The 19,311-nt window shown below is 42.1% G+C and carries 17 protein-coding genes; 10 read left to right on the forward strand and 7 right to left on the reverse strand.

Features of this window, described 5'->3' with window-relative positions:
• Positions 1-6 precede the first annotated feature (6 nt).
• The 7 genes from AC3Z9T_RS15395 (at position 7) to AC3Z9T_RS15425 (ending at position 7,494) form a co-directional block, all read left to right on the forward strand.
• Complete coding sequence (locus AC3Z9T_RS15395; protein WP_490126976.1) at positions 7-720, forward strand: sugar isomerase domain-containing protein; 714 nt, start codon at positions 7-9, stop codon at positions 718-720.
• A gap of 9 nt (positions 721-729) precedes the next feature.
• Complete coding sequence (locus AC3Z9T_RS15400) at positions 730-1,884, forward strand: glycoside hydrolase family 88 protein (RefSeq protein ID WP_490126977.1); 1,155 nt, start codon at positions 730-732, stop codon at positions 1,882-1,884.
• Positions 1,884-2,633 carry an SIS domain-containing protein gene (locus AC3Z9T_RS15405; RefSeq protein ID WP_490126978.1) on the forward strand — a complete coding sequence of 250 codons (750 nt, stop codon included), beginning with the start codon at positions 1,884-1,886 and terminating at the stop codon, positions 2,631-2,633. The genes AC3Z9T_RS15400 and AC3Z9T_RS15405 overlap by 1 nt, the downstream gene beginning before the upstream one ends.
• Positions 2,634-2,736: 103 nt before the next feature.
• Positions 2,737-4,173 carry an OprD family outer membrane porin gene (locus AC3Z9T_RS15410; RefSeq protein ID WP_490126979.1) on the forward strand — a complete coding sequence of 479 codons (1,437 nt, stop codon included), beginning with the start codon at positions 2,737-2,739 and terminating at the stop codon, positions 4,171-4,173.
• 39 nt (positions 4,174-4,212) lie between these two features.
• Positions 4,213-4,974: a 2-dehydro-3-deoxy-D-gluconate 5-dehydrogenase KduD gene (gene kduD, locus AC3Z9T_RS15415; protein WP_490126980.1), complete on the forward strand. Its 762-nt coding sequence runs from the start codon at positions 4,213-4,215 to the stop codon at positions 4,972-4,974.
• Between the two features lie 261 nt (positions 4,975-5,235).
• Complete coding sequence (locus AC3Z9T_RS15420; protein WP_490126981.1) at positions 5,236-5,877, forward strand: RpiB/LacA/LacB family sugar-phosphate isomerase; 642 nt, start codon at positions 5,236-5,238, stop codon at positions 5,875-5,877.
• Positions 5,878-6,027: 150 nt separating this feature from the next.
• Complete coding sequence (locus tag AC3Z9T_RS15425) at positions 6,028-7,494, forward strand: MFS transporter (RefSeq protein ID WP_490126982.1); 1,467 nt, start codon at positions 6,028-6,030, stop codon at positions 7,492-7,494.
• A 55-nt stretch (positions 7,495-7,549) separates the two neighbouring features.
• On the opposite strand, the gene rpoD is transcribed toward AC3Z9T_RS15425, so the two are convergent.
• The 3 genes from rpoD to rpsU all read right to left on the reverse strand — a co-directional run bounded on the left by rpoD (position 7,550) and on the right by rpsU (position 11,654).
• Entirely contained in the window at positions 7,550-9,457 is a 1,908-nt protein-coding gene (gene rpoD, locus AC3Z9T_RS15430) for an RNA polymerase sigma factor RpoD (protein WP_490127090.1), read from the reverse strand.
• Positions 9,458-9,576: 119 nt separating this feature from the next.
• The gene (dnaG, locus tag AC3Z9T_RS15435; protein WP_490126983.1) at positions 9,577-11,322 is read right to left on the reverse strand and encodes a DNA primase; all 1,746 of its coding nucleotides are present in this window, start codon (positions 11,320-11,322) and stop codon (positions 9,577-9,579) included.
• Between the two features lie 116 nt (positions 11,323-11,438).
• A complete protein-coding gene (rpsU, locus tag AC3Z9T_RS15440; RefSeq protein WP_001144069.1) occupies positions 11,439-11,654 on the reverse strand; it encodes a 30S ribosomal protein S21 in 216 nt (71 codons plus the stop codon).
• A 337-nt stretch (positions 11,655-11,991) separates the two neighbouring features.
• Here rpsU and tsaD point away from each other — a divergent pair, with 337 nt between their 5' ends.
• The gene (gene tsaD, locus AC3Z9T_RS15445) at positions 11,992-13,020 is read left to right on the forward strand and encodes a tRNA (adenosine(37)-N6)-threonylcarbamoyltransferase complex transferase subunit TsaD (RefSeq protein WP_490126984.1); all 1,029 of its coding nucleotides are present in this window, start codon (positions 11,992-11,994) and stop codon (positions 13,018-13,020) included.
• 62 nt (positions 13,021-13,082) lie between these two features.
• On the opposite strand, the gene AC3Z9T_RS15450 is transcribed toward tsaD, so the two are convergent.
• Positions 13,083-14,615, reverse strand: a complete 1,533-nt coding sequence (locus tag AC3Z9T_RS15450) for a methyl-accepting chemotaxis protein (protein WP_490126985.1) — start codon at positions 14,613-14,615, stop codon at positions 13,083-13,085.
• Positions 14,616-14,813: 198 nt separating this feature from the next.
• Positions 14,814-15,470: a glycerol-3-phosphate 1-O-acyltransferase PlsY gene (gene plsY / locus AC3Z9T_RS15455; protein WP_490126986.1), complete on the reverse strand. Its 657-nt coding sequence runs from the start codon at positions 15,468-15,470 to the stop codon at positions 14,814-14,816.
• A gap of 103 nt (positions 15,471-15,573) precedes the next feature.
• Between plsY and folB the strand changes: the two genes are divergently transcribed.
• Complete coding sequence (folB, locus tag AC3Z9T_RS15460) at positions 15,574-15,933, forward strand: bifunctional dihydroneopterin aldolase/7,8-dihydroneopterin epimerase (RefSeq protein ID WP_490127091.1); 360 nt, start codon at positions 15,574-15,576, stop codon at positions 15,931-15,933.
• Between the two features lie 198 nt (positions 15,934-16,131).
• Here folB and AC3Z9T_RS15465 read toward each other — a convergent pair whose 3' ends face one another.
• Together AC3Z9T_RS15465 and AC3Z9T_RS15470 are read right to left on the reverse strand one after the other, a co-directional pair.
• The gene (locus tag AC3Z9T_RS15465) at positions 16,132-17,382 is read right to left on the reverse strand and encodes a multifunctional CCA addition/repair protein (protein WP_490126987.1); all 1,251 of its coding nucleotides are present in this window, start codon (positions 17,380-17,382) and stop codon (positions 16,132-16,134) included.
• 6 nt (positions 17,383-17,388) lie between these two features.
• Positions 17,389-18,006, reverse strand: a complete 618-nt coding sequence (locus AC3Z9T_RS15470) for a TIGR04211 family SH3 domain-containing protein (protein WP_490126988.1) — start codon at positions 18,004-18,006, stop codon at positions 17,389-17,391.
• A 345-nt stretch (positions 18,007-18,351) separates the two neighbouring features.
• Here AC3Z9T_RS15470 and AC3Z9T_RS15475 point away from each other — a divergent pair, with 345 nt between their 5' ends.
• Positions 18,352-19,308 (forward strand): CYTH domain-containing protein, encoded by a 957-nt coding sequence (locus AC3Z9T_RS15475; RefSeq protein ID WP_490126989.1) that lies wholly within the window; start codon positions 18,352-18,354, stop codon positions 19,306-19,308.
• Positions 19,309-19,311: the final 3 nt, after the last annotated feature.

Raw genomic sequence — 19,311 nt, forward strand, 5'->3', positions numbered from 1 at the left:
TATTTTATGAGCGACAATCAAAAAAAGTATTATGAAAGTGTGATTAGTACGCTTGAGAGCGTGTACTTAACTCAGAAAGACACAATTACTAAAGCAGCAGAAATTTTTGCGCAATGTGTTCGTCAAAAAGGGGTTATTTACGGCTTTGGGTCAGGTCATTCTTTTGCTGCTGCGGTAGAGCTTGCGGGTAGGGCAGGTGGTTTAGTTAATACCCGCGCTATTGAGCAATTCTATGGTCACATGGGATGGCTAGATTCTGTCGATGGTACTGGTGATGTTTTTGCTAATTTAATTGATATTCGTCCTAACGACTGTTTTGTGATGGTTTCTAATTCAGGAACCAAACCACTACATATTGAGTTAGCAAAAAATATTAAAGCAAAAGGCAATGTGCTGGTGGTCATTTCTAGCGGTATTTCATCTGCCGGCCCCGTTGATGCAAGCTTAGCAGGTATTAATGGCATTGCTGATGTGGTGATTGATAATCGCAGTCCGAAGGGCGACTGTACGGTAAATATCGATAATGGAAAAATCATGACTGGGCCAGTATCGTCAATTACTAATGCCTATATTGTTAACAGTATTGTGATTAAGTGCATTGACATTCTCTTGCAGGAAGGCGTTGAACCGCCAGTGATGAGAAGTATTAATCAGCCGGGTGGTAAAGAATATAACCAAACGCTATTAACCGAATATCGTGAGCGGATATTTACAATCTAGGAGTGATTAATGTCTGATTACCCATTTTTACATCATCTGCCTGCGCCATTAACTCGAGAAGAAATAGCGGATGAGCTTAGTTTGTTGTGTAAAAAGCTAAAACAGAATATGGAAAGATTTGCCGATCAATTTCCTTCTGCGAGCGCTCAAAACAATCAATATCGAATTAAAGGTAATGATGATTGGACAAATGGTTTTTGGACTGGCATGCAAGCCATTGCTTATGAATTCACGCAAGATAATGATTTTTTGGATGGTGTTCGCTGCAATATTGTTAGTTTTGAGCAGAGATTAAAAAACCACTTTGTTCTGGATCACCATGATATCGGTTTTTTATACAGTTTATCTGCTGGGGCTTATAAACAGATCATTGGTAATCGTGATGTTGATGGGATGATTATTGCTGCTGCTGACGTATTACTTGCTCGTTTCCACCAAGATGCTGGCTTTATTCAAGCATGGGGAAATATGGGTGAGGTGCAAGAATATCGTTTGATTATTGACTCATTAATTAACTTACCCTTGTTGTTTACAGCAAGTCAGTTAAGCGGTGATGATAAGTATCAGCAAGCGGCTAAACTGCATTTTGACCATGTGGTTCAAAATATTTTTCGTGATAATTATTCAAGTCATCATACCTACTATTTTGATCCTGAAACTAAGAGACCGTCACACGGGCAAACCTTTCAAGGTTTCAGTGATGCTTCGTGTTGGGCAAGAGGGCAAGCATGGGCGATCCTTGGTTTACCGTTAAATTGGCGAGTTGGTAGTATTCAACCGAATGAACCGTTATATGAGCGTATTTGTGACTATTTCTTTGCTCATTTACCTGAAGATGCCATTCCTTATTGGGATCTCAGTTTTACCGAGGCAGATCAGCAATCAAGGGATACATCCGCATTGGCTATCGTGATTTGTGGGTTACTTGAGGCACAACGTTTCTTCCCACATAAGAATGATACGTTATTGGCAAGCCAATTATTAAATGCACTAAAACAATTTGCATCAGCAAGCCATGATAAAGATTGTGAAGGTTTATTAAAACATGGTGTTTATGCATATAGCCATAATAAAGGGATAAATGAATGTAATTTATGGGGTGATTACTATTATATGGAGGCACTCTATCGATTATATAACCCACATTGGAAAGGATATTGGTAATGAGTCATATTGATAATTATTTAAATATTGTAAAAGATAAACTGACATTCTTAGCTGAAGACCAACAACAAAATATAAATAAAGTTGCCAATAAACTTGCTGATGTTATTCGTCAAGGCGGTATTATTTATTTCTTTGGCTGTGGACACTCACATATTTTTGGTGAAGATGTATTTTATCGTGCGGGCGGACTAGCCCCAGTAAGACCTATTTTAATTGAAGCATTAATGCTTCATGAAGGTGCAGCGCGTTCATCTAAGTTAGAAAAACAGAACGATTACATTTTGCCGTATTTAGCGGATTATAAAATTACTGAGAAAGATGCATTAATTGTTATTTCAACATCAGGGATCAATCCTGTGCCGATTGATGTTGCACAGTGGGGCAGACAGCATGGCGCTTATACCGTTGCGATCACCAGTGCTGTGTATGCAGAAGCCTTTCCTTCAAAGCACGTATCAGGCCAGCATTTACGTGATTGTGCCGATCAGGTGATTGATAATAATGTCCCAATTGGCGATGCAGTATTAAAAACCAGTGAGCAACATCCGCCGTTCTCGCCGATTTCATCCATGTTGGGCATTTTTATTGTACAAGGGCTTTTTGCTGATATCGTGTTTAATCTCAGCGAAGATCAACATAGTTTACCCATATTTTTAAGTGGTAATATTCCAGGTTCAGATAAACATAATTTAGATTTGATTAATCAATATGGAGGGCGTATTCCTGAATTAATTAATGGTCTATAAAATAATAGTAAATACAAAACAACCAAAAATATTAATTGCTATTTATGTAATAGGGTAACCTATTGCTAATAATTCTAATAAGTTTAATTCGATGGTGAAACCCATGTTAAAACCTACACTGAAAAATACAGCATTTAAAAAATCGATTTTATTTTTAGCATTAATGGGTGTTATTCAATCCGCTAACGCCGATGGGAAATTAATAGCGAATAAAGAAGCAAGCGACTCTGATTTTTATCGTGCTCTTTATACTGATGCTTCACTTGATGTGAACTCAAATTTGTATGTCAGATACCGGGCAGTTAAAAGTAAAAATACAGGAAATTATGGTTTAGGGCCAGGTGGCATTAAAAACCAAACTGCATTATTAGCACTTAATTATAAATCAGGTTATTACAAAGATATTATTGGCTTTGATTTTTGGGGTGGAGCCAATATTAAATTGGGTAATACCGTCGGGCAATCGGAAATTCTTTATTATAACTATAGCTGTAATGGTGATGGTCAGTTTTCACCTTGTGAAGAGTCGAGTGCAAGCGTTTCAACAGCCGCGGTAAAATTAAAATATGGTAATGATATTGCGAAATTCAAAATGTCAGCTGGTTTTACCCCGATCAATTCAGGAACCATAAAAAGTAGCTGGGGGCTGAATCCGCATTCTTATCGTGGTTTTGATAGTGCATTATCGATTGATAATTTCACATTGACCTATGCATGGGCTGACAGATTTAAAAATGACTGGAGCCGTGATTTTAAACCAATGACCACAACATGGCATCAAAACAATGCTGCTGGTTTAAACGACAATGGCAATATCATTAAAAAAGGCCATGTGATTGACTATATTCATACTGTCGGTGCGGTGTATGACTTTGGTGGTGCAAAAATAGATGCGGGCTATGGTGAAGGTAAAGATTATCGTCGCAACTGGCAATTACAGTTGGAGCGTTCAGATAATTTAGCTACAGATACTTCATTACAAACTAAAGTGTTTTATCAAGGCGCTCGCTATATTGACGGTATTGCCCCTGTTCAATCACCAAAGACAGAATATTACGTCAGTGCAGGGCTGAATTTAAAACACAAAAATACCACTTGGTCTTTAGGCTATAGCCAAAACTATGCACCACAAACGGCTGATTATAATTTTAGATTAACGCCATGGGCTAACTCTGATAAGCGTGACTATCAAGCCACTCTTTCCCAACTGGAAGACTATAATGCATCAGGTACCCATGCGGTAAGACTCGGAGTCACTCATAATTTTGCAGATTATAACCTGCCTGAATTTACGATGGGCTTAGCTGGTACCTATGGCTGGCATGTGGTTTCTGATACTAGCAAAATAAATTCTCAACGTGATTATGACGGCAAAATGCGCTCACTGGATTTATTAATGCGTTATAACGTCGAAAGCGGTGCAGCAAAAGGTTTGTCGGTCACCTTGTTGCCTGCATTATTAAGAACTACAGATACAAATTATAAAACTTCACGTAATGATGTGAAATTTATCGTCGGCTATAGCGTCAATATTTTTTAAAAATTGAGCGTTCAATAGCGAATTAAATTGGGGGAAATAATGAATATGGATTTATTCAGTTTAACAGGCAAAACCGCCATCGTAACTGGATGTAATACAGGTCTAGGGCAAGCAATTGCCCTAGGACTCGCAAAAGCGGGGTGCGATATTTTAGGGGTAAACCGTTCATTACCCGTTGAAACGCAACAACAAGTGGAGGCATTGGGTCGTAAATTTGTCAATGTAGAAGCGGATCTGACAAAGACTGAGTGTATTCCACATATTATTGAGCGTGCGGTCAGTGAATTTAAGCATATTGATATTCTTGTGAATAATGCAGGTATTATTCGCCGTGAAGATGCCATTAATTTCACTGAAGAAGATTGGGATGATGTGATGAATGTGAATTTAAAGTCAGTGTTCTTTTTATCACAAGCCGTCGCTAAACAATTTATCGCTCAAAACTCGGGTGGAAAAATTATTAATATTGCCTCCATGCTGTCATTCCAAGGCGGTATTCGCGTGCCATCGTATACGGCATCTAAAAGCGGTGTATTGGGGATCACCCGCTTATTAGCCAACGAGTGGGCTAAATATAATATTAACGTGAATGCGATCGCACCGGGTTATTTTGCAACCAATAATACGGCAGCTTTGCGTGCAGATGCAAAACGTAATCAAGAAATTGTTGATCGTATTCCAGCAGGGCGCTGGGGAACACCGGATGATTTAGCGGGGCCATGTGTGTTTTTAGCCTCACAAGCTGCTAATTACATTCATGGATACACTATTGCAGTTGATGGTGGGTGGTTGGCTCGCTAATTCCCTCGTCATACTTCGAGTTATCTCGTTGTTGGCTTCTCTTAGCTACCCTAGTCACATACTTATGTATGCTCCTAGGGATATCTTCGCTTGCCGCCTAGATATAGCTCGAATTATTTAGAGGGAAGTGAGGTGAAGGATATTTAGTAAAACTATTGAGCGGTCGATTATTTTTAGATTGTTAATTTAACTAAAAATTGAATCAGTATGTAGCATTTACCAGTAAATAAACTGGCACAATAAATAACGATAGGAGTCACAATGAAAATTGCATTAATGATGGAAAACAGCCAAGCGGCGAAGAATTCAGTGATTTTTAACGAGCTGAATACTGTTAGCTCCTCATTAGGCCACCAAGCATTCAACGTGGGCATGAAAGATGAACATGACCACCATTTGACTTATATCCACCTTGGGATCATGGCGAGTCTATTACTTAATGCCAAAGCAGTTGATTTTGTTGTTACCGGTTGTGGAACTGGACAGGGCGCACTGATGTCCCTAAACCTGCATCCAGGTGTGGTGTGTGGTTATTGTTTAGAGCCATCAGATGCTTTCTTGTTTAATCAAATTAATAACGGTAATGCCATTTCTATGGCATTCGCGAAAGGCTATGGCTGGGGCGCAGAGCTTAATGTCCGTTATATTTTTGAGAAAGCGTTCACTGGCGAACGTGGCCAAGGTTATCCACTTGAGCGTGCCGAGCCACAGCGCTGCAATGCCGCTATTCTTAATGAAGTGAAAGCTGCGATTGTCAAAGAAAACTATTTAGACACGCTACGTGCGATGGATCAAAGCTTAGTGAAAACGGCGGTTATGGGAAGTCAGTTTCAAGAGTGCTTCTTTGCACATTGTCAAAATGAAGAAATCGCTGAGTACGTGCGTTCACTGATTAATGCATAATTATTTTAGTTTTTAAGTATGTTTAAGGGGGGCTTGATTAAGCATCCCCTTATCTATTTCTTACTCAAATAGTATTCATTCTTATTTTCATTGACCGTCGGTCGGTCATATTTTATGATGACAGCATCATTAAATATGAAGGCGATAAAAATGAAACGTATTTTTTTGATCACAGCGATTTGCCTTGGCACTTTTATGGCTACGTTGGATATCAGTATTGTTAATGTCGCACTACCTGCAATCCAAAAAGATCTCAATGCTGATATGGGGATGCTACAGTGGATTATTGACTCTTATGCATTGTGCTTGTCTGCTTTGATCCTCTCGGTTGGCCCTATCAGTGATCGTTACGGTCGTAAGAAAGTTTGGTTATTGGGGATCGCTATTTTTATTGTTGGTTCGGCGATGTGTGCATCAGCCAACACACCAAAAATGCTGATTTTAGGGCGTATTGTTCAAGGGATCGCTGCTGCGGCGTTAATACCGGGCGCATTATCGATTATTACGCAAGCTTTCAGTAATGATATAGAACGAATAAAAATTATTGGTATATGGTCGGCAGTAAGTGCACTGTCATTAATTATTGGCCCGATATTAGGTGGTTTTTTGGTTGAGGTGTTGGATTGGCCAACTATTTTTCTGATCAATATTCCTTTAGGGGTTGTGACATTAGTGTTAGGTGGGCTGGGGATCTCTGAGAGCGCCGACCCCGATAAAGCAGCTTTTGATCCAATAGGGCAGCTCTTGAGTATCATTATGTTAGGGGCTATTACCTTTGCATTGATTGAGGCAGGCCAATTTGGCTGGGCAGGTCCTATCACTATCGGCGGGTTGAGTATTGGCTTATTGGCTTTGATTGGTTTTATCATTACCGAGACAAAGGTAGATCGCCCATTATTTCCTATTTTTTTGTTTAAAACTAATCGGTTTTTCTTCCAATATAACACGGCTTCATTTGCGTTAGGTTTTGCCACATACAGCAATGTGTTTTTTATTGCGCTGTTTTTGCAAAAGGGGCAAGGGTGGAGCGCATTTGAAGCAGGGCTACGCATGGCTCCTGAGTTTGTGGCAATGGCGCTATTTTCATTTTCTTTTGGCCGCCTTTCTGGCTTTATCAGTGTTCGCCATTTAATGATGTTTGGTTTTGTGTTGATTGCGATAGCGTCGACTGTGCTTGGTAATGTGGCAGTAGATAGCGCCTATTTACCAATTGCAGTGACTTTGTTTGTACTCGGTACAGGCATGGGAATGGCAATACCAGCGATAAGTTCACTGGTTATGGGGAGTATTGATAAAGCGTATTCAGGGATTGCTTCCGCAGTCATGAATGCTGTACGGCAAACAGGGATGACATTGGGCATTGCGCTGTTAGGTACATTAATGACACATCGGGCAGTAAGCCAATTAAACGACGATCAATCGCTTGTTTCAATGTTACCAAATCAAGATCTCAGCCGTTTAATCAACGATGCTTCGCTGGTGACACTGCCTTATATCGAACATGCGGTGCGTTCTGCATTTACATCGGGCTTTAATATTGCCATGTTGGGGGGAGCTGTTGTGATTGGTTTGACGTTGTTGTTGGTAGTGAAACAAGGGAAAGTGAATAGGGTTTGATAAACAAACCCCTGCTGAAGCAGGGGTTTTTTGCAAAGCATAAAGCGCTAATTAATTACTCATCAAGGAAGCTACGTAGCACTTCTGAGCGGCTTGGGTGACGCAATTTACGTAATGCTTTTGCTTCGATTTGACGAATACGCTCACGCGTAACATCGAACTGTTTACCCACTTCCTCTAAGGTGTGGTCAGTGTTCATATCGATACCAAAACGCATACGCAGAACTTTTGCTTCACGCGCTGTTAGGCCGGCTAAGACTTCATGAGTTGCTGAACGCAGGCTCTCTGAAGTCGCTGAGTCTAATGGCAGCTCTAAAGTGGTATCTTCGATGAAATCGCCCAGATGTGAATCTTCATCATCACCGATTGGCGTTTCCATTGAGATAGGCTCTTTAGCAATTTTCAGCACTTTACGGATCTTATCTTCCGGCATTAGCATGCGTTCCGCTAACTCTTCAGGTGAAGGTTCACGGCCCATTTCTTGCAGCATTTGACGAGAGATACGGTTCAATTTGTTGATCGTTTCAATCATATGAACCGGTATACGGATAGTACGTGCCTGATCCGCGATGGAACGCGTAATTGCCTGACGGATCCACCAAGTTGCATAGGTTGAGAATTTGTAACCACGGCGATATTCAAATTTATCAACCGCTTTCATCAGACCAATGTTACCTTCTTGGATCAGGTCAAGGAATTGCAAACCACGGTTGGTGTATTTCTTAGCAATCGAAATAACCAGACGTAAGTTTGCTTCAACCATCTCTTTCTTCGCACGGCGAGCTTTCGCTTCACCGATAGACATACGACGGTTGATGTCTTTGACTTGCTCGATAGTTAAGCCAGTTTCTTCTTCGATTTGACGCAGTCTTTGCAGACAACGTAAAATTTCTTCTTCAACTTCTAACAGTTTTTCAGACCATGGTTTGTTCATCGCTTTAGCGGCGGTTAACCAAGTCTCGCTAGTTTCATTACCACTGAATAGGGTGATAAAGTTTTTCTTAGGCATTTTGCACTGTTCAACACATAGCTTCATGATGGTACGTTCTTGCAAACGTACTCTGTCCATCATTTCGCGCATGTTATTGACCAGATAGTCAAATTGCTTAGGAACTAAACGGAACTGTTTGAAGACTTCTGAAAGTTCTTCAATAGCAACAGCTGTTTGGGCATTGCTACGGCCATACTGTTTAATATGTTGACGAGTTTTTTCGTACTGCACACGCAGTTCGCCGAATTTTTCACGAGCTAATTCAGGATCGATGCTGTTATCGTCATCGCTATCGCTGTCATCGCCGTCTTCATCTTCTTCGTCTTCATCATCGTCTTTATCTAACTCTTCTTGAGGAAGCTCAGAACCAACGTGTGTTGCCGTTGGGGCTAAATCTTCTTCAGCGTTAGGATCGACGAAACCAGTAATCAAGTCGGATAGGCGGCTTTCGCCTGCTTCTACGCGATCATACTGTTCAAGTAAATAGGTAATGGCTTCAGGGTATTCTGCAACAGAACACTGAACTTGGTTGATGCCATCTTCGATACGTTTTGCAATGTCGATCTCACCTTCACGGGTTAAGAGCTCGACGGTACCCATTTCACGCATATACATGCGCACAGGGTCAGTAGTACGACCAATTTCACTTTCAACACTGGATAAAACTTGTGCAGCGGCTTCTGCTGCATCTTCATCCGTATCGGAAGTGGTTTCAGCGAGTATCAAATCATCGGCGTCAGGTGCTTCTTCCATGACCTGGATGCCCATGTCATTAATCATTTGGATGATATCTTCAATTTGATCTGAATCGACGATATCTTCCGGCAGATGGTCGTTGACCTCAGCATAGGTTAAGTAACCTTGCTCTTTACCCTTGGTTACGAGTAGCTTAAGCTGCGACTGCGGGTTTTGCTCCATAAGACGGTATCCACACTTCTGAGTATTTAGATTGGTGTCGGTCGGCGAAACAATCGGCCAACAAGAACATTCAAAGGAGTTTTTTTATTTTGTTATGCTACGCTCCTTTAATTTCGTAGCAGTTTACAGGCATTTGCCTTTGGTAAATCGGCACTTAAGCCGTTTGGTATTCTTTATGTTTTCACACGAGAAAGTGTGATCAAGCGGACTTCTGCGCGCTCTTCAGGGGTCAGCCCTTCGGTTCGTTCTTTCGCTATCAAGTAGTCGAAACGCTCATCAAGCGCGCTATTAAATAGATGGTTTAACGCATCTTTAAATGTTTTTTCCGCTATCTCTTCTATCTCTATATCGTTCCAAGTTGCCAGTTTTTCAAGTTGATTGGCAAATTTATTGTCACGATACAGCTCAAGTAACTGCCCAGTTGTTAAGCCAGGGTTGGAACGGCTAACGTCAACCAGCTCCTGAAAAAGAGAGAGCCCCGGCATTTGGATATGGGCAATTCCCTCTAATGAGGGTACGAACTCAGAGAAGTTCGGGTTTTGCACCAACAAGGCGATTAAAATACGCATTGTGGTCGGTTTTAACTTTGGTGCTTGGTAGCTTACCGGTTCAGTACTCTCTCTATCAATCATAGCAAGAACCTGAGAAATATCCGGTATACCGATAAAATTTCCTAGCTCTTGGGCCATATAAAGGCGCAATGTTTCACCAGGTATTTGTTTTATCAGAGGGATGGCCAGTTTACTAAATTTTGCACGTCCCTCCTGCGTTTTTAGATCAACCTGAGGAACCAGTGAGTCAAAAAGAAATGCAGATAATGTCTGCGCATCATTCATTCTCAACTCGAATGCTTCTTTGCCCTCTTTGCGGACTAAAGAATCTGGATCTTCGCCATCAGGTAAAAACATAAAACGCAATTGGCGACCATCAGTTAAGTAAGGTAGGGCATGTTCAAGTGCCCGCCACGCGGCTTCTCTACCTGCGCGGTCGCCATCATAACAACAAATCACTGTATCAGTTGAACGATAGAGCAACTGAATGTGCTCGGAGGTTGTTGAAGTACCCAACGATGCCACCGCATAACGGATGCCATACTGAGCCAATGCAACAACGTCCATATAACCTTCAACAACCAACAACTTAGCCAGTTCACTGCTATTTTGGGTTGCTTCATAAAGACCGAATAACTGGCGGCCTTTATGGAAAATATCGGTTTCTGGTGAGTTCAAATATTTAGGTAACGCATCACCAAGAACACGACCACCAAAAGCGATAACGCGACCTCGGCGATCCCGGATAGGGAACATGACTCGCTCTCTAAAGCGATCATAGGTGCGACCGTTATCATTGGTCACTAACATGCCTGCATCATCCAGCTGTTTGCGACTTTCTGGGTTTATGGCAAATTTCTTGAGCAGGTTATCCCACCCCGCAGGGGCGAAACCGATTGAAAAATGCTCAATAATGTCTGCGCTTAAACCACGTTGGCTTAAATAATCTTTGGCTTTATTCGCCGATGGATGACTTAAGGCAGCATGGTAAAAATGGTTTATTTTCTCCATCAATTGGTACAAATTTTGCCGTTGATGAAGTTCAATTTGGCTAGCACCGGTTCCTGTTTCATAAGGAACATCAAGACCATGTAAAGCAGATAGTTCTTCGATGGCTTCGACAAAATCTAATTTGTCGTAATTCATCAGAAAATCGATCACATTGCCATGAGCGCCACAGCCAAAGCAGTAATAAAACTGCCTTTCACTGTTCACCGTGAAAGAAGGTGTTTTTTCGTTATGGAACGGACAGCACGCGTGATGGTTTTTACCCTGTTTTTTTAACGGGACTTTTGCATCAACTAAATCGATGATGTCGGTTCTCGCTAACAAATCATTGATAAATGAACGCGGAATTCGTCCAGCCATAAGCCTCTTTTTCGCCTGTTGATGAACGATAATAAGCCGCGCTTCCCTCAGGAAAGCACGGCCTTTAACTGCTTACGAGTACTGCCTGCGATAGTTGCGGTGGTTACCGCGACCAATTAGTACAGACGAGTACGGCGTGCGTTTTCGCGAGCCAGTTTCTTAGCGTGACGCTTAACAGCAGATGCTTTAGCGCGTTTACGCTCAGTCGTTGGTTTTTCATAGAATTCACGACGACGAACTTCAGCTAAGACCCCTGCTTTCTCACAGGAACGTTTGAAACGACGCAGTGCAACGTCGAATGGCTCGTTTTCACGTACTTTAATTACCGGCATGTGCCTCTCACCTCAATAGAAATCGGGTTGTTGCTGGCTTTATTCAACCAGCCGTCATTTAAAATGGTGCGGAATTTTACTTCAATGAGTACGGGTTTGTAAAGTGCCGTATAAAATTGAAACACACAAGATTACCAATTGGTTGTTTTATTTGAACAATCATTGTCCAAATTACAGCCAAATTTAGGTAATAATGAAATTAGCCACACGAAATTTATTACAGGGTGCTGATTATAGACTATACAACAGGAAAAGTCAGCCTTTTGGCATCATAAATTACACGATTGCATGAATTTAATGGTAGACTTTGCCTTATGCAACAAACAAGGGTAGTGCAATGCGCGTTTTAGGTATCGAAACATCTTGCGATGAAACCGGGATCGCAATTTATGATGATAAGGCCGGTCTATTAGCAAACCAACTCTATAGTCAAATAAAAGTTCATGCAGACTACGGCGGTGTCGTACCTGAATTGGCTTCTCGCGATCATATTCGCAAAACTGTGCCATTGATTCAAGCGGCACTTAAAGAAGCGAATTTAACCAGCGCTGATATTGATGCGGTTGCTTATACAGCAGGGCCGGGGCTGGTTGGTGCATTAATGGTTGGTGCGACAGTCGGGCGTTCATTAGCCTTCGCATGGGGGGTGCCAGCGGTTGCGGTCCATCACATGGAAGGGCACTTATTGGCACCGATGCTTGAAGAAAAAAGCCCTGAGTTTCCTTTTGTGGCTTTATTGGTTTCAGGTGGCCATACCCAACTGATTAGCGTAACAGGGATCGGAGAATATCAATTACTCGGTGAATCAATCGATGATGCGGCGGGTGAAGCGTTTGATAAAACGGCTAAATTATTAGGTTTAGACTATCCCGGCGGTCCAGTATTGTCGCGTATGGCACAGCAAGGTACAGCAGGGCGCTTCGTCTTTCCTCGCCCAATGACTGATCGTCCAGGGTTGGATTTCAGTTTTTCAGGTTTAAAAACTTTTGCTGCAAATACCATCCGTGAAAATGCCGACGATGATCAAACCCGTGCTGATATTGCACGTGCGTTTGAAGATGCGGTCGTAGATACCTTGGCTATCAAATGCAAACGTGCTTTAGAACAAACGGGTTTTAAACGTTTGGTGATGGCGGGGGGGGTTAGCGCTAATCGTGCATTACGCGCCAAAATGGAGGACGTTTTAAAGCAACGGGGTGGTGAAGTTTTTTATGCGCGCCCTGAATTTTGCACTGACAATGGTGCAATGATTGCTTTGGCGGGTTTGATCCGTTTAAAAGGTGGTTCAACTACAGGGTTAGGTGTCACGGTTCGCCCTCGTTGGCCATTGGCTGAATTGCCACCATTAGTAGAACAAACGGCATAAATTTGTAGATTAACTCAGTGATTATGTGACATGTCACGTAATCACTGAGGGTTTTCTATGACTTAATGTAAGATGGTGATCGCATCATCAAGTTGTACAGAATGTTTTTTTACCAGCTCGGAAGCGTTGGCACTTTGCTCAACAAGTATCGTATTTTTCTGGGCGATGGATTCAAGTTCAAAGACGGCTTGGGTGATCTCGGCTAAACCAGCAGCTTGCTCAGATGTCGCATGGCTAATGTGATTAATCAATTGGGTCACATTTTGCACCTGATTTACCACGTTTTGTAATGTATCCCCCGTAGTATGCACATGTAATTTGCCTGAGTGAACTTTACTCTCACAGTCATCGATGAGATCTCGAATATCATTTACAGCACTAGCACTACGGCTTGCAAGGCTACGAACTTCATCAGCCACGACCGCAAAACCTTTTCCTTGCTCACCTGCGCGAGCGGCTTCAACAGCGGCATTAAGGGCTAATATATTGGTCTGAAATGCAATGTTTTTGATCACATCGGTGATTGCATTGATTTTATTGGTGCTAAGTACGATTTCATCCATTGTATGTACGACATTTTCCATTGCTTTAGCCGCATGTTGGGCGGTATCACTGGTTTCACTAGATAGTTTGTCTGCACGAAGGGTATTTTCTGCATTCATTTGTACTGAAACGGACATCTGGTTCATCGTGGCGACGGTCTGCTGTACATAGCCAACGGTTTTTTGGGTATGTTGTTCTAGTTCATCGCAATCTTTAACTAGCAACTCGCTTTCTTTGTGGACATTACCAATTTGGCAAGACACATCATTGGTCAGCCAACGGCAAACTAATCCTAGTTGCCCGATAGATCGTAACATTAAGCCAACTTCATCGACACGGTTGAGATGTTGAATGCTATGACATTGTCCTCTGGCAACATTAAGGGCCTGTTTTGCCACACTTTCGAGAGGTTTGGCAATGACTTGTTCGAATAGAAAATTACCAAAAGAAAGTGTGATAAAGGTAAGCAGTGTTGAATGGAGTAGAGAAGTTCCTTGTAGACCAGATAAAATAGCCACACCTATCCAACCGGTGAATAGTAAAATCATTAGTAAGCGGATCCTCCAACGAATGGATAGCGTTGGATATTGACCAATCCAATGTTTTGTCAGCACTAATCCTTTGTACAACTTATGACGGCTACGATTTTCATTTAGTGATTGGTAAAGCGGTTCTGTGGCAGCAATTTCTTGACGAGTGGCTTTGGTCCGAATTGACATATAACCAGTGATAGTTCCTTGTCTCATCATTGGGCAGATATTGGCTCTAACCCAATAATGATCACCATTTTTACGCCGATTTTTGACGATCCCAGTCCATGGCTGCCCATTTTTTAAGGTGTGCCACATGTCAGCAAAGGCTGCTTTTGGCATATCAGGGTGGCGAATGATTTTGTGAGGCTGATAAAGTAATTCTTCGAGTGAATAGCCGCTGACTTGGATAAAAGCATCATTGGCGTGAGTGATATTGCCATCTAAATCACTCGTGGTCATTAGGGTTGTATCGTTGTTTAATTGATATTCGTTTTGTGTGGTAAACGGCACTTGATTCATGTGTACACCATTATTATTGTTGAGTTTCTCAATGGTATACTTCGACTTATTTTAAATTTTCATTAGCTATTATTTTGAATTATTTGATGTTTATCTAACTTTTTACGTAATAACGCTTAATAATAATGCAAAATTTAAATAGAAAAGATAACAATTATGGGAAAGGAGTGGAAAAGGCCGCATCGCAGCCCTTTCATTTTAATCGTCTTGTTCCTGCTCTTTGGCTTCTTGGGCAACTTCTTTTGCTGTTTTCTTTTTCTTGTTTTTCAATTTTTGCCAAATGCGGCTTTCTTGACCACGCCATAAGCGTTGAATATTGCCATGGTGGCGAACGAGGATCAGACATGAAAGCATAGCGACAGGGAAGGTGAATTCAGGTTTAAACCACCAAACATAGAAAGGTGCCAGCAAAGCGCCAACAATTGCCCCTAGTGATGAATAACCGCTGAGCAGTACCGTGAGTAGCCATGTACCGGCTATTAGCCCTGAAAGATCCCAACCAATGGCGGCAATCGAACCAAATGCGGTAGCAACGCCTTTTCCACCTTTAAAACGAAAGAAAACAGGGTAAATATGGCCAAGACAGGCTGCAATTGCAACAAAGCCAAGATAGAATGGCGGAACTTTTAGGTAGTAAGCTAACCAAACAGGGATCATCCCTTTTAGGACATCGCAAATCAGTACTGAGGCTGCGGCTAATTTACCACCAACGCGCAATACATTTGTTGCTCCGGGGTTGCCTGAGCCGTGTTGACGGGGATCGGGTAATCTTGCCAGCCGGCAGATCAGTATAGCACTTGAAACTGAGCCACATAGGTAAGCAAAGATTATCATGCCAAGCGCGGTTGCACTCATAGCTAACTCCAAAACAGTTAGGGTATTTATTTCACTTCTTGGATAATACGCATATTTTCTAAAAAGTGGTATCAATTCAGCACACAAACGAGAAAATGACGTGATGGATATCGTATTTATTGAACAATTATCAGTCATCACCACCATAGGTGTATATGACTGGGAACAACAAATTGAGCAGAAATTGGTGTTCGATATCGAAATGGGATGGAACAACAAACGAGCATCAAGGAGCGATAATGTCATTGATTGCCTCGATTACGCGCAAATTAGCCAAGCCATCGTCAGCCATGTTAGCAAAAATAAATTTGCCTTAGTAGAACGAGTCGCTGAGGAAGTGGCTCAAATTATATTAAACGACTTTAATTGCCCATGGGTGCGGATCAAATTATCCAAGCCAGGCGCAGTTGCGCAGGCAACGAGTGTTGGTGTGGTGATTGAAAGAGGCTGTAGAACAGAATAAGACTAGCGGCGGTGATAACCACCGCCGCTGAGGTTGTTGACGAAGCGGGATAAAAGCGTGGTTTTTCCCGCTCCGTGTTATCAGCCGAAAATCAATAAATTGATTTTCCTCGTTGATTTCAAAAACCTTAACGACCGCAGACAAACAAAATACGTTTGTCTGCGGTCTGAGCGGCGGTGATAACATTGCCGCTGACTGCTATGCGTGGCTAGCAGGCAATATCGTTTGTTGCTGGCACCACTTTTCAATGTGTTCAATACGTTGACGAGTGAGTTCTTCACGGATTTGAGGCCCTTGAAAACCTTGCTCAACGATCGGTTTGACGCTAACGGTTTGCGCCTCGTTAAACGCTTTACGTAAAAACTCACCTTGTGGATAGGCCTGTTGCTCCAGTCCCGTTCGTCCTCGCGCATCGGCTTCGCTGATTAAACTGAGTTGTGTAATGCGCTCGGGCTTACGCCAACTATCAAGCCCATCAAATAATTGAATAATGTCAGTAGCACTTAACCGATTAATAACGTGAATTTTGTCATGAAAACGTGCTGTCAGGCGTGCGAGTTCGCGTGCGCTATTAGGGACTTTTAATCGGTCACACAGGTTTTCAATTAACGGAATACCTGTTTCGCCGTGATTAGGGTGGCTAGGCCAAACTTCTTTTGGCGTAAGTGCTTTACCAACATCATGGCACAGTGTGGCAAAACGAATATCAATATCAGGTGATAACTTTGCCGCCATCTGCAATGCCATCAGGGTATGAACCCCTGTGTCGATCTCTGGGTGCCATTTTTCTGGTGCTGGTACACCAAATAAATTATCAATTTCAGGAAATAGTACTGAAAGAGCACCACATTGGCGTAAAACCTCGAAATAAATCTGTGGGCTGGTAGAGAGCAACGCTTTTTCTGTTTCTGCCCAGACCCGCTCTGCGGTAAGGTGGTTCAATTCACCCGATGCGGTCATTGATTGCATTAAGGACAGTGTTTCAGGCGCGATTTGAAACCCTTGTGCAGCAAAACGTGCGGCAAAGCGAGCAACTCGTAGGATCCGTAATGGATCTTCAGCAAATGCATCTGAAACGTGGCGTAAAATACGTGCATTTAAATCATCAACACCATGGTAGGGGTCGGTTAATTGCCCTTGCTGATCTTTAGCTATCGCATTAATCGTCAGGTCGCGACGTAATAGATCATCTTCTATGGTGACATCAGGTGCAGCGTAACAACTAAAACCCGTGTAACCAGAGCCTGTTTTGCGTTCGGTTCTGGCTAATGCATATTCTTCATGAGTTTTTGGATGCAGAAATACAGGGAAATCTTTTCCCACTTGCTGATAGCCCTGCGCTAACATCGCTTCTGGCGTAGAGCCCACAACAACATAATCGCGATCTGAAACAGGTAGGCCAAGCAATTCATCACGTACTGCTCCACCTACTAAATATATTTTCGACATTAATAATTAGCTCATCCAACGGTCATTGCGTTTTTTACGACGAGGTATGATATGTGGCAAGATCAAACCAAAAATCAAACCTGCACCCGCCACGCCACCACCATACATAAACCATTGCAGGATCAGCTCACGACGACGATCATCTAAGTTAACTTCAGCGATTTCGAGTTTTTTACCTGACTTAATCAGTTCATTTTTCAGCTTTTCGTTTTCTGCTTTTAACTGTTTAACCACATTGTCATTATCGGCCACTTTTTGCTGCATATCAGAAGTACGCGTGTTCCATGTATTGTCGATATTTTCGAGCTGTTGGCGTAGCTTTTGGTTTTCGGCTTCTAACTGAGGAATGCGCGTTTTCATACTCGGAATATTGCTGAGCTGTTCAGTCGGTAGCCAAACGGTGCGGCCTCGCTCATCTTTCACTTGAGCAAAATTACCATCTGTTGAGAGTAGCTCTACACTTTCACCTGCATTGAGTGTGCCAACAATGCGATATTTTGTCCCAGGACCACTATGCACATAAGTTGATAGCTCATCAGAAACATAACGTTTCTCCGCGGCGGCAGTGCCAATTGACAGGCTGAGTCCCATGATGGAAATAAGGAGTAATGGTATTTTTCGCATGGTATTATTTTCTATTCGTTATGGTGAATGAATGCAGCATACATATGTAGACTTACTCTAAAGAGTTCAGTGTGCGTGTGCAAATGTAAAACGAAAATGGGAACTCTCCTAAGTGGCCTCGTAAGTCGCGGTTCCTTGCACTTCTTGACATAAACTCGCCATACTTCAAGTTGCAGTATTGTTGATTAGGCTCACCCGTGGCAATCATATTTCGTATTATTAACAGTATAAACGTCTGAAATTAATCGAGCGAATAGAATTTTTTCTTTCTGTGTAGTTTGTTTTCTCACTCTACTCTGATTGGGGTAATATGAGCACAGAGAAATTATTAATTAAAGGAAATGTATGAGCCACCTTGAAGTTGAGCTTAAATTATCTGCTCAAACGACTGCAATAGAAGCAGTACGCCAATCATTATCGACACTTTCCCACCAGCACACTGAAGCGAAAAAACTCACGAATATCTATTTTGATACCGAAGATCGCCAACTGCGTCAGTGGGATATGGGGTTGCGCATCCGTGGCTGTGATGGTCATTATGAAATGACCATCAAAACAGCAGGTCAAGTGATTGGCGGGTTGCATCAACGCCCTGAATATAACGTTGAAGTTGAAACACCGGAACTCAATTTGTCTGCATTCCCTGCTGATATTTGGCCGGAAGGCACTGATATCCAGCAATTACAGTCACAATTGCAAATTTTATTTAGTACTAACTTCATGCGTGAAACATGGTTAGTCATTTTTGAAGACAGCGAAATTGAAGTCGTTTTCGATCAAGGCGAAATTTCTGCGGGGTCTCGTGATTTACCTATTCAAGAATTTGAATTGGAATTGAAAAAAGGTTTTGTGGCTGATGTATTAAATTTAGCCAAAAAACTTGCCGATATTGACGGATTACGCCTTTCATCATTGAGCAAGGCAGCTCGAGGTTATTCGTTAATGCAGCCGAATGAAGCTCCCGTACCACGGCCTGATGATATTTTCGATTATGAACAACAACCTATCGACCAAGCATTAATGCGTATGCAGAAATTGAGCCAGCAGCATGAAGCTTATTGGTTAGCGGGGGGAGAGGGCGCAAGTGAAGGGTTTGATGTGTTTTTACGTTTTGTGCAAGCCTTTTTAGTACATTATCAAAATTCTGCACCACAGTTTATTCAAGATATTCCATTAGAGCAGCTTCGGCATAATCTTGCCGATGAAACACGTACTGCGGAAGATTTTTGTTATAGCAGCTGTTGGTTGAAATGTAAGCTAGCTTTCACGCAGTGGCTAATTGCTTTGAAGTATACTGATTGATAT

The organism is Providencia sp. 6390 (assembly GCF_058148425.1).

Coding starts and splice junctions, on each gene's coding strand:
- dnaG (WP_490126983.1), bottom strand. CDS start 11,322: ATGGCTGGACGAATTCCGCGTTCATTTATCAATGATTTGTTAGCGAGA.
- AC3Z9T_RS15410 (WP_490126979.1), top strand. CDS start 2,737: ATGTTAAAACCTACACTGAAAAATACAGCATTTAAAAAATCGATTTTA.
- AC3Z9T_RS15425 (WP_490126982.1), top strand. CDS start 6,028: ATGAAACGTATTTTTTTGATCACAGCGATTTGCCTTGGCACTTTTATG.
- plsY (WP_490126986.1), bottom strand. CDS start 15,470: ATGAGTGCAACCGCGCTTGGCATGATAATCTTTGCTTACCTATGTGGC.
- folB (WP_490127091.1), top strand. CDS start 15,574: ATGGATATCGTATTTATTGAACAATTATCAGTCATCACCACCATAGGT.
- AC3Z9T_RS15420 (WP_490126981.1), top strand. CDS start 5,236: ATGAAAATTGCATTAATGATGGAAAACAGCCAAGCGGCGAAGAATTCA.
- AC3Z9T_RS15405 (WP_490126978.1), top strand. CDS start 1,884: ATGAGTCATATTGATAATTATTTAAATATTGTAAAAGATAAACTGACA.
- AC3Z9T_RS15465 (WP_490126987.1), bottom strand. CDS start 17,382: ATGTCGAAAATATATTTAGTAGGTGGAGCAGTACGTGATGAATTGCTT.
- AC3Z9T_RS15450 (WP_490126985.1), bottom strand. CDS start 14,615: ATGAATCAAGTGCCGTTTACCACACAAAACGAATATCAATTAAACAAC.
- rpsU (WP_001144069.1), bottom strand. CDS start 11,654: ATGCCGGTAATTAAAGTACGTGAAAACGAGCCATTCGACGTTGCACTG.
- AC3Z9T_RS15395 (WP_490126976.1), top strand. CDS start 7: ATGAGCGACAATCAAAAAAAGTATTATGAAAGTGTGATTAGTACGCTT.
- AC3Z9T_RS15400 (WP_490126977.1), top strand. CDS start 730: ATGTCTGATTACCCATTTTTACATCATCTGCCTGCGCCATTAACTCGA.
- kduD (WP_490126980.1), top strand. CDS start 4,213: ATGAATATGGATTTATTCAGTTTAACAGGCAAAACCGCCATCGTAACT.
- AC3Z9T_RS15470 (WP_490126988.1), bottom strand. CDS start 18,006: ATGCGAAAAATACCATTACTCCTTATTTCCATCATGGGACTCAGCCTG.
- AC3Z9T_RS15475 (WP_490126989.1), top strand. CDS start 18,352: ATGAGCCACCTTGAAGTTGAGCTTAAATTATCTGCTCAAACGACTGCA.
- tsaD (WP_490126984.1), top strand. CDS start 11,992: ATGCGCGTTTTAGGTATCGAAACATCTTGCGATGAAACCGGGATCGCA.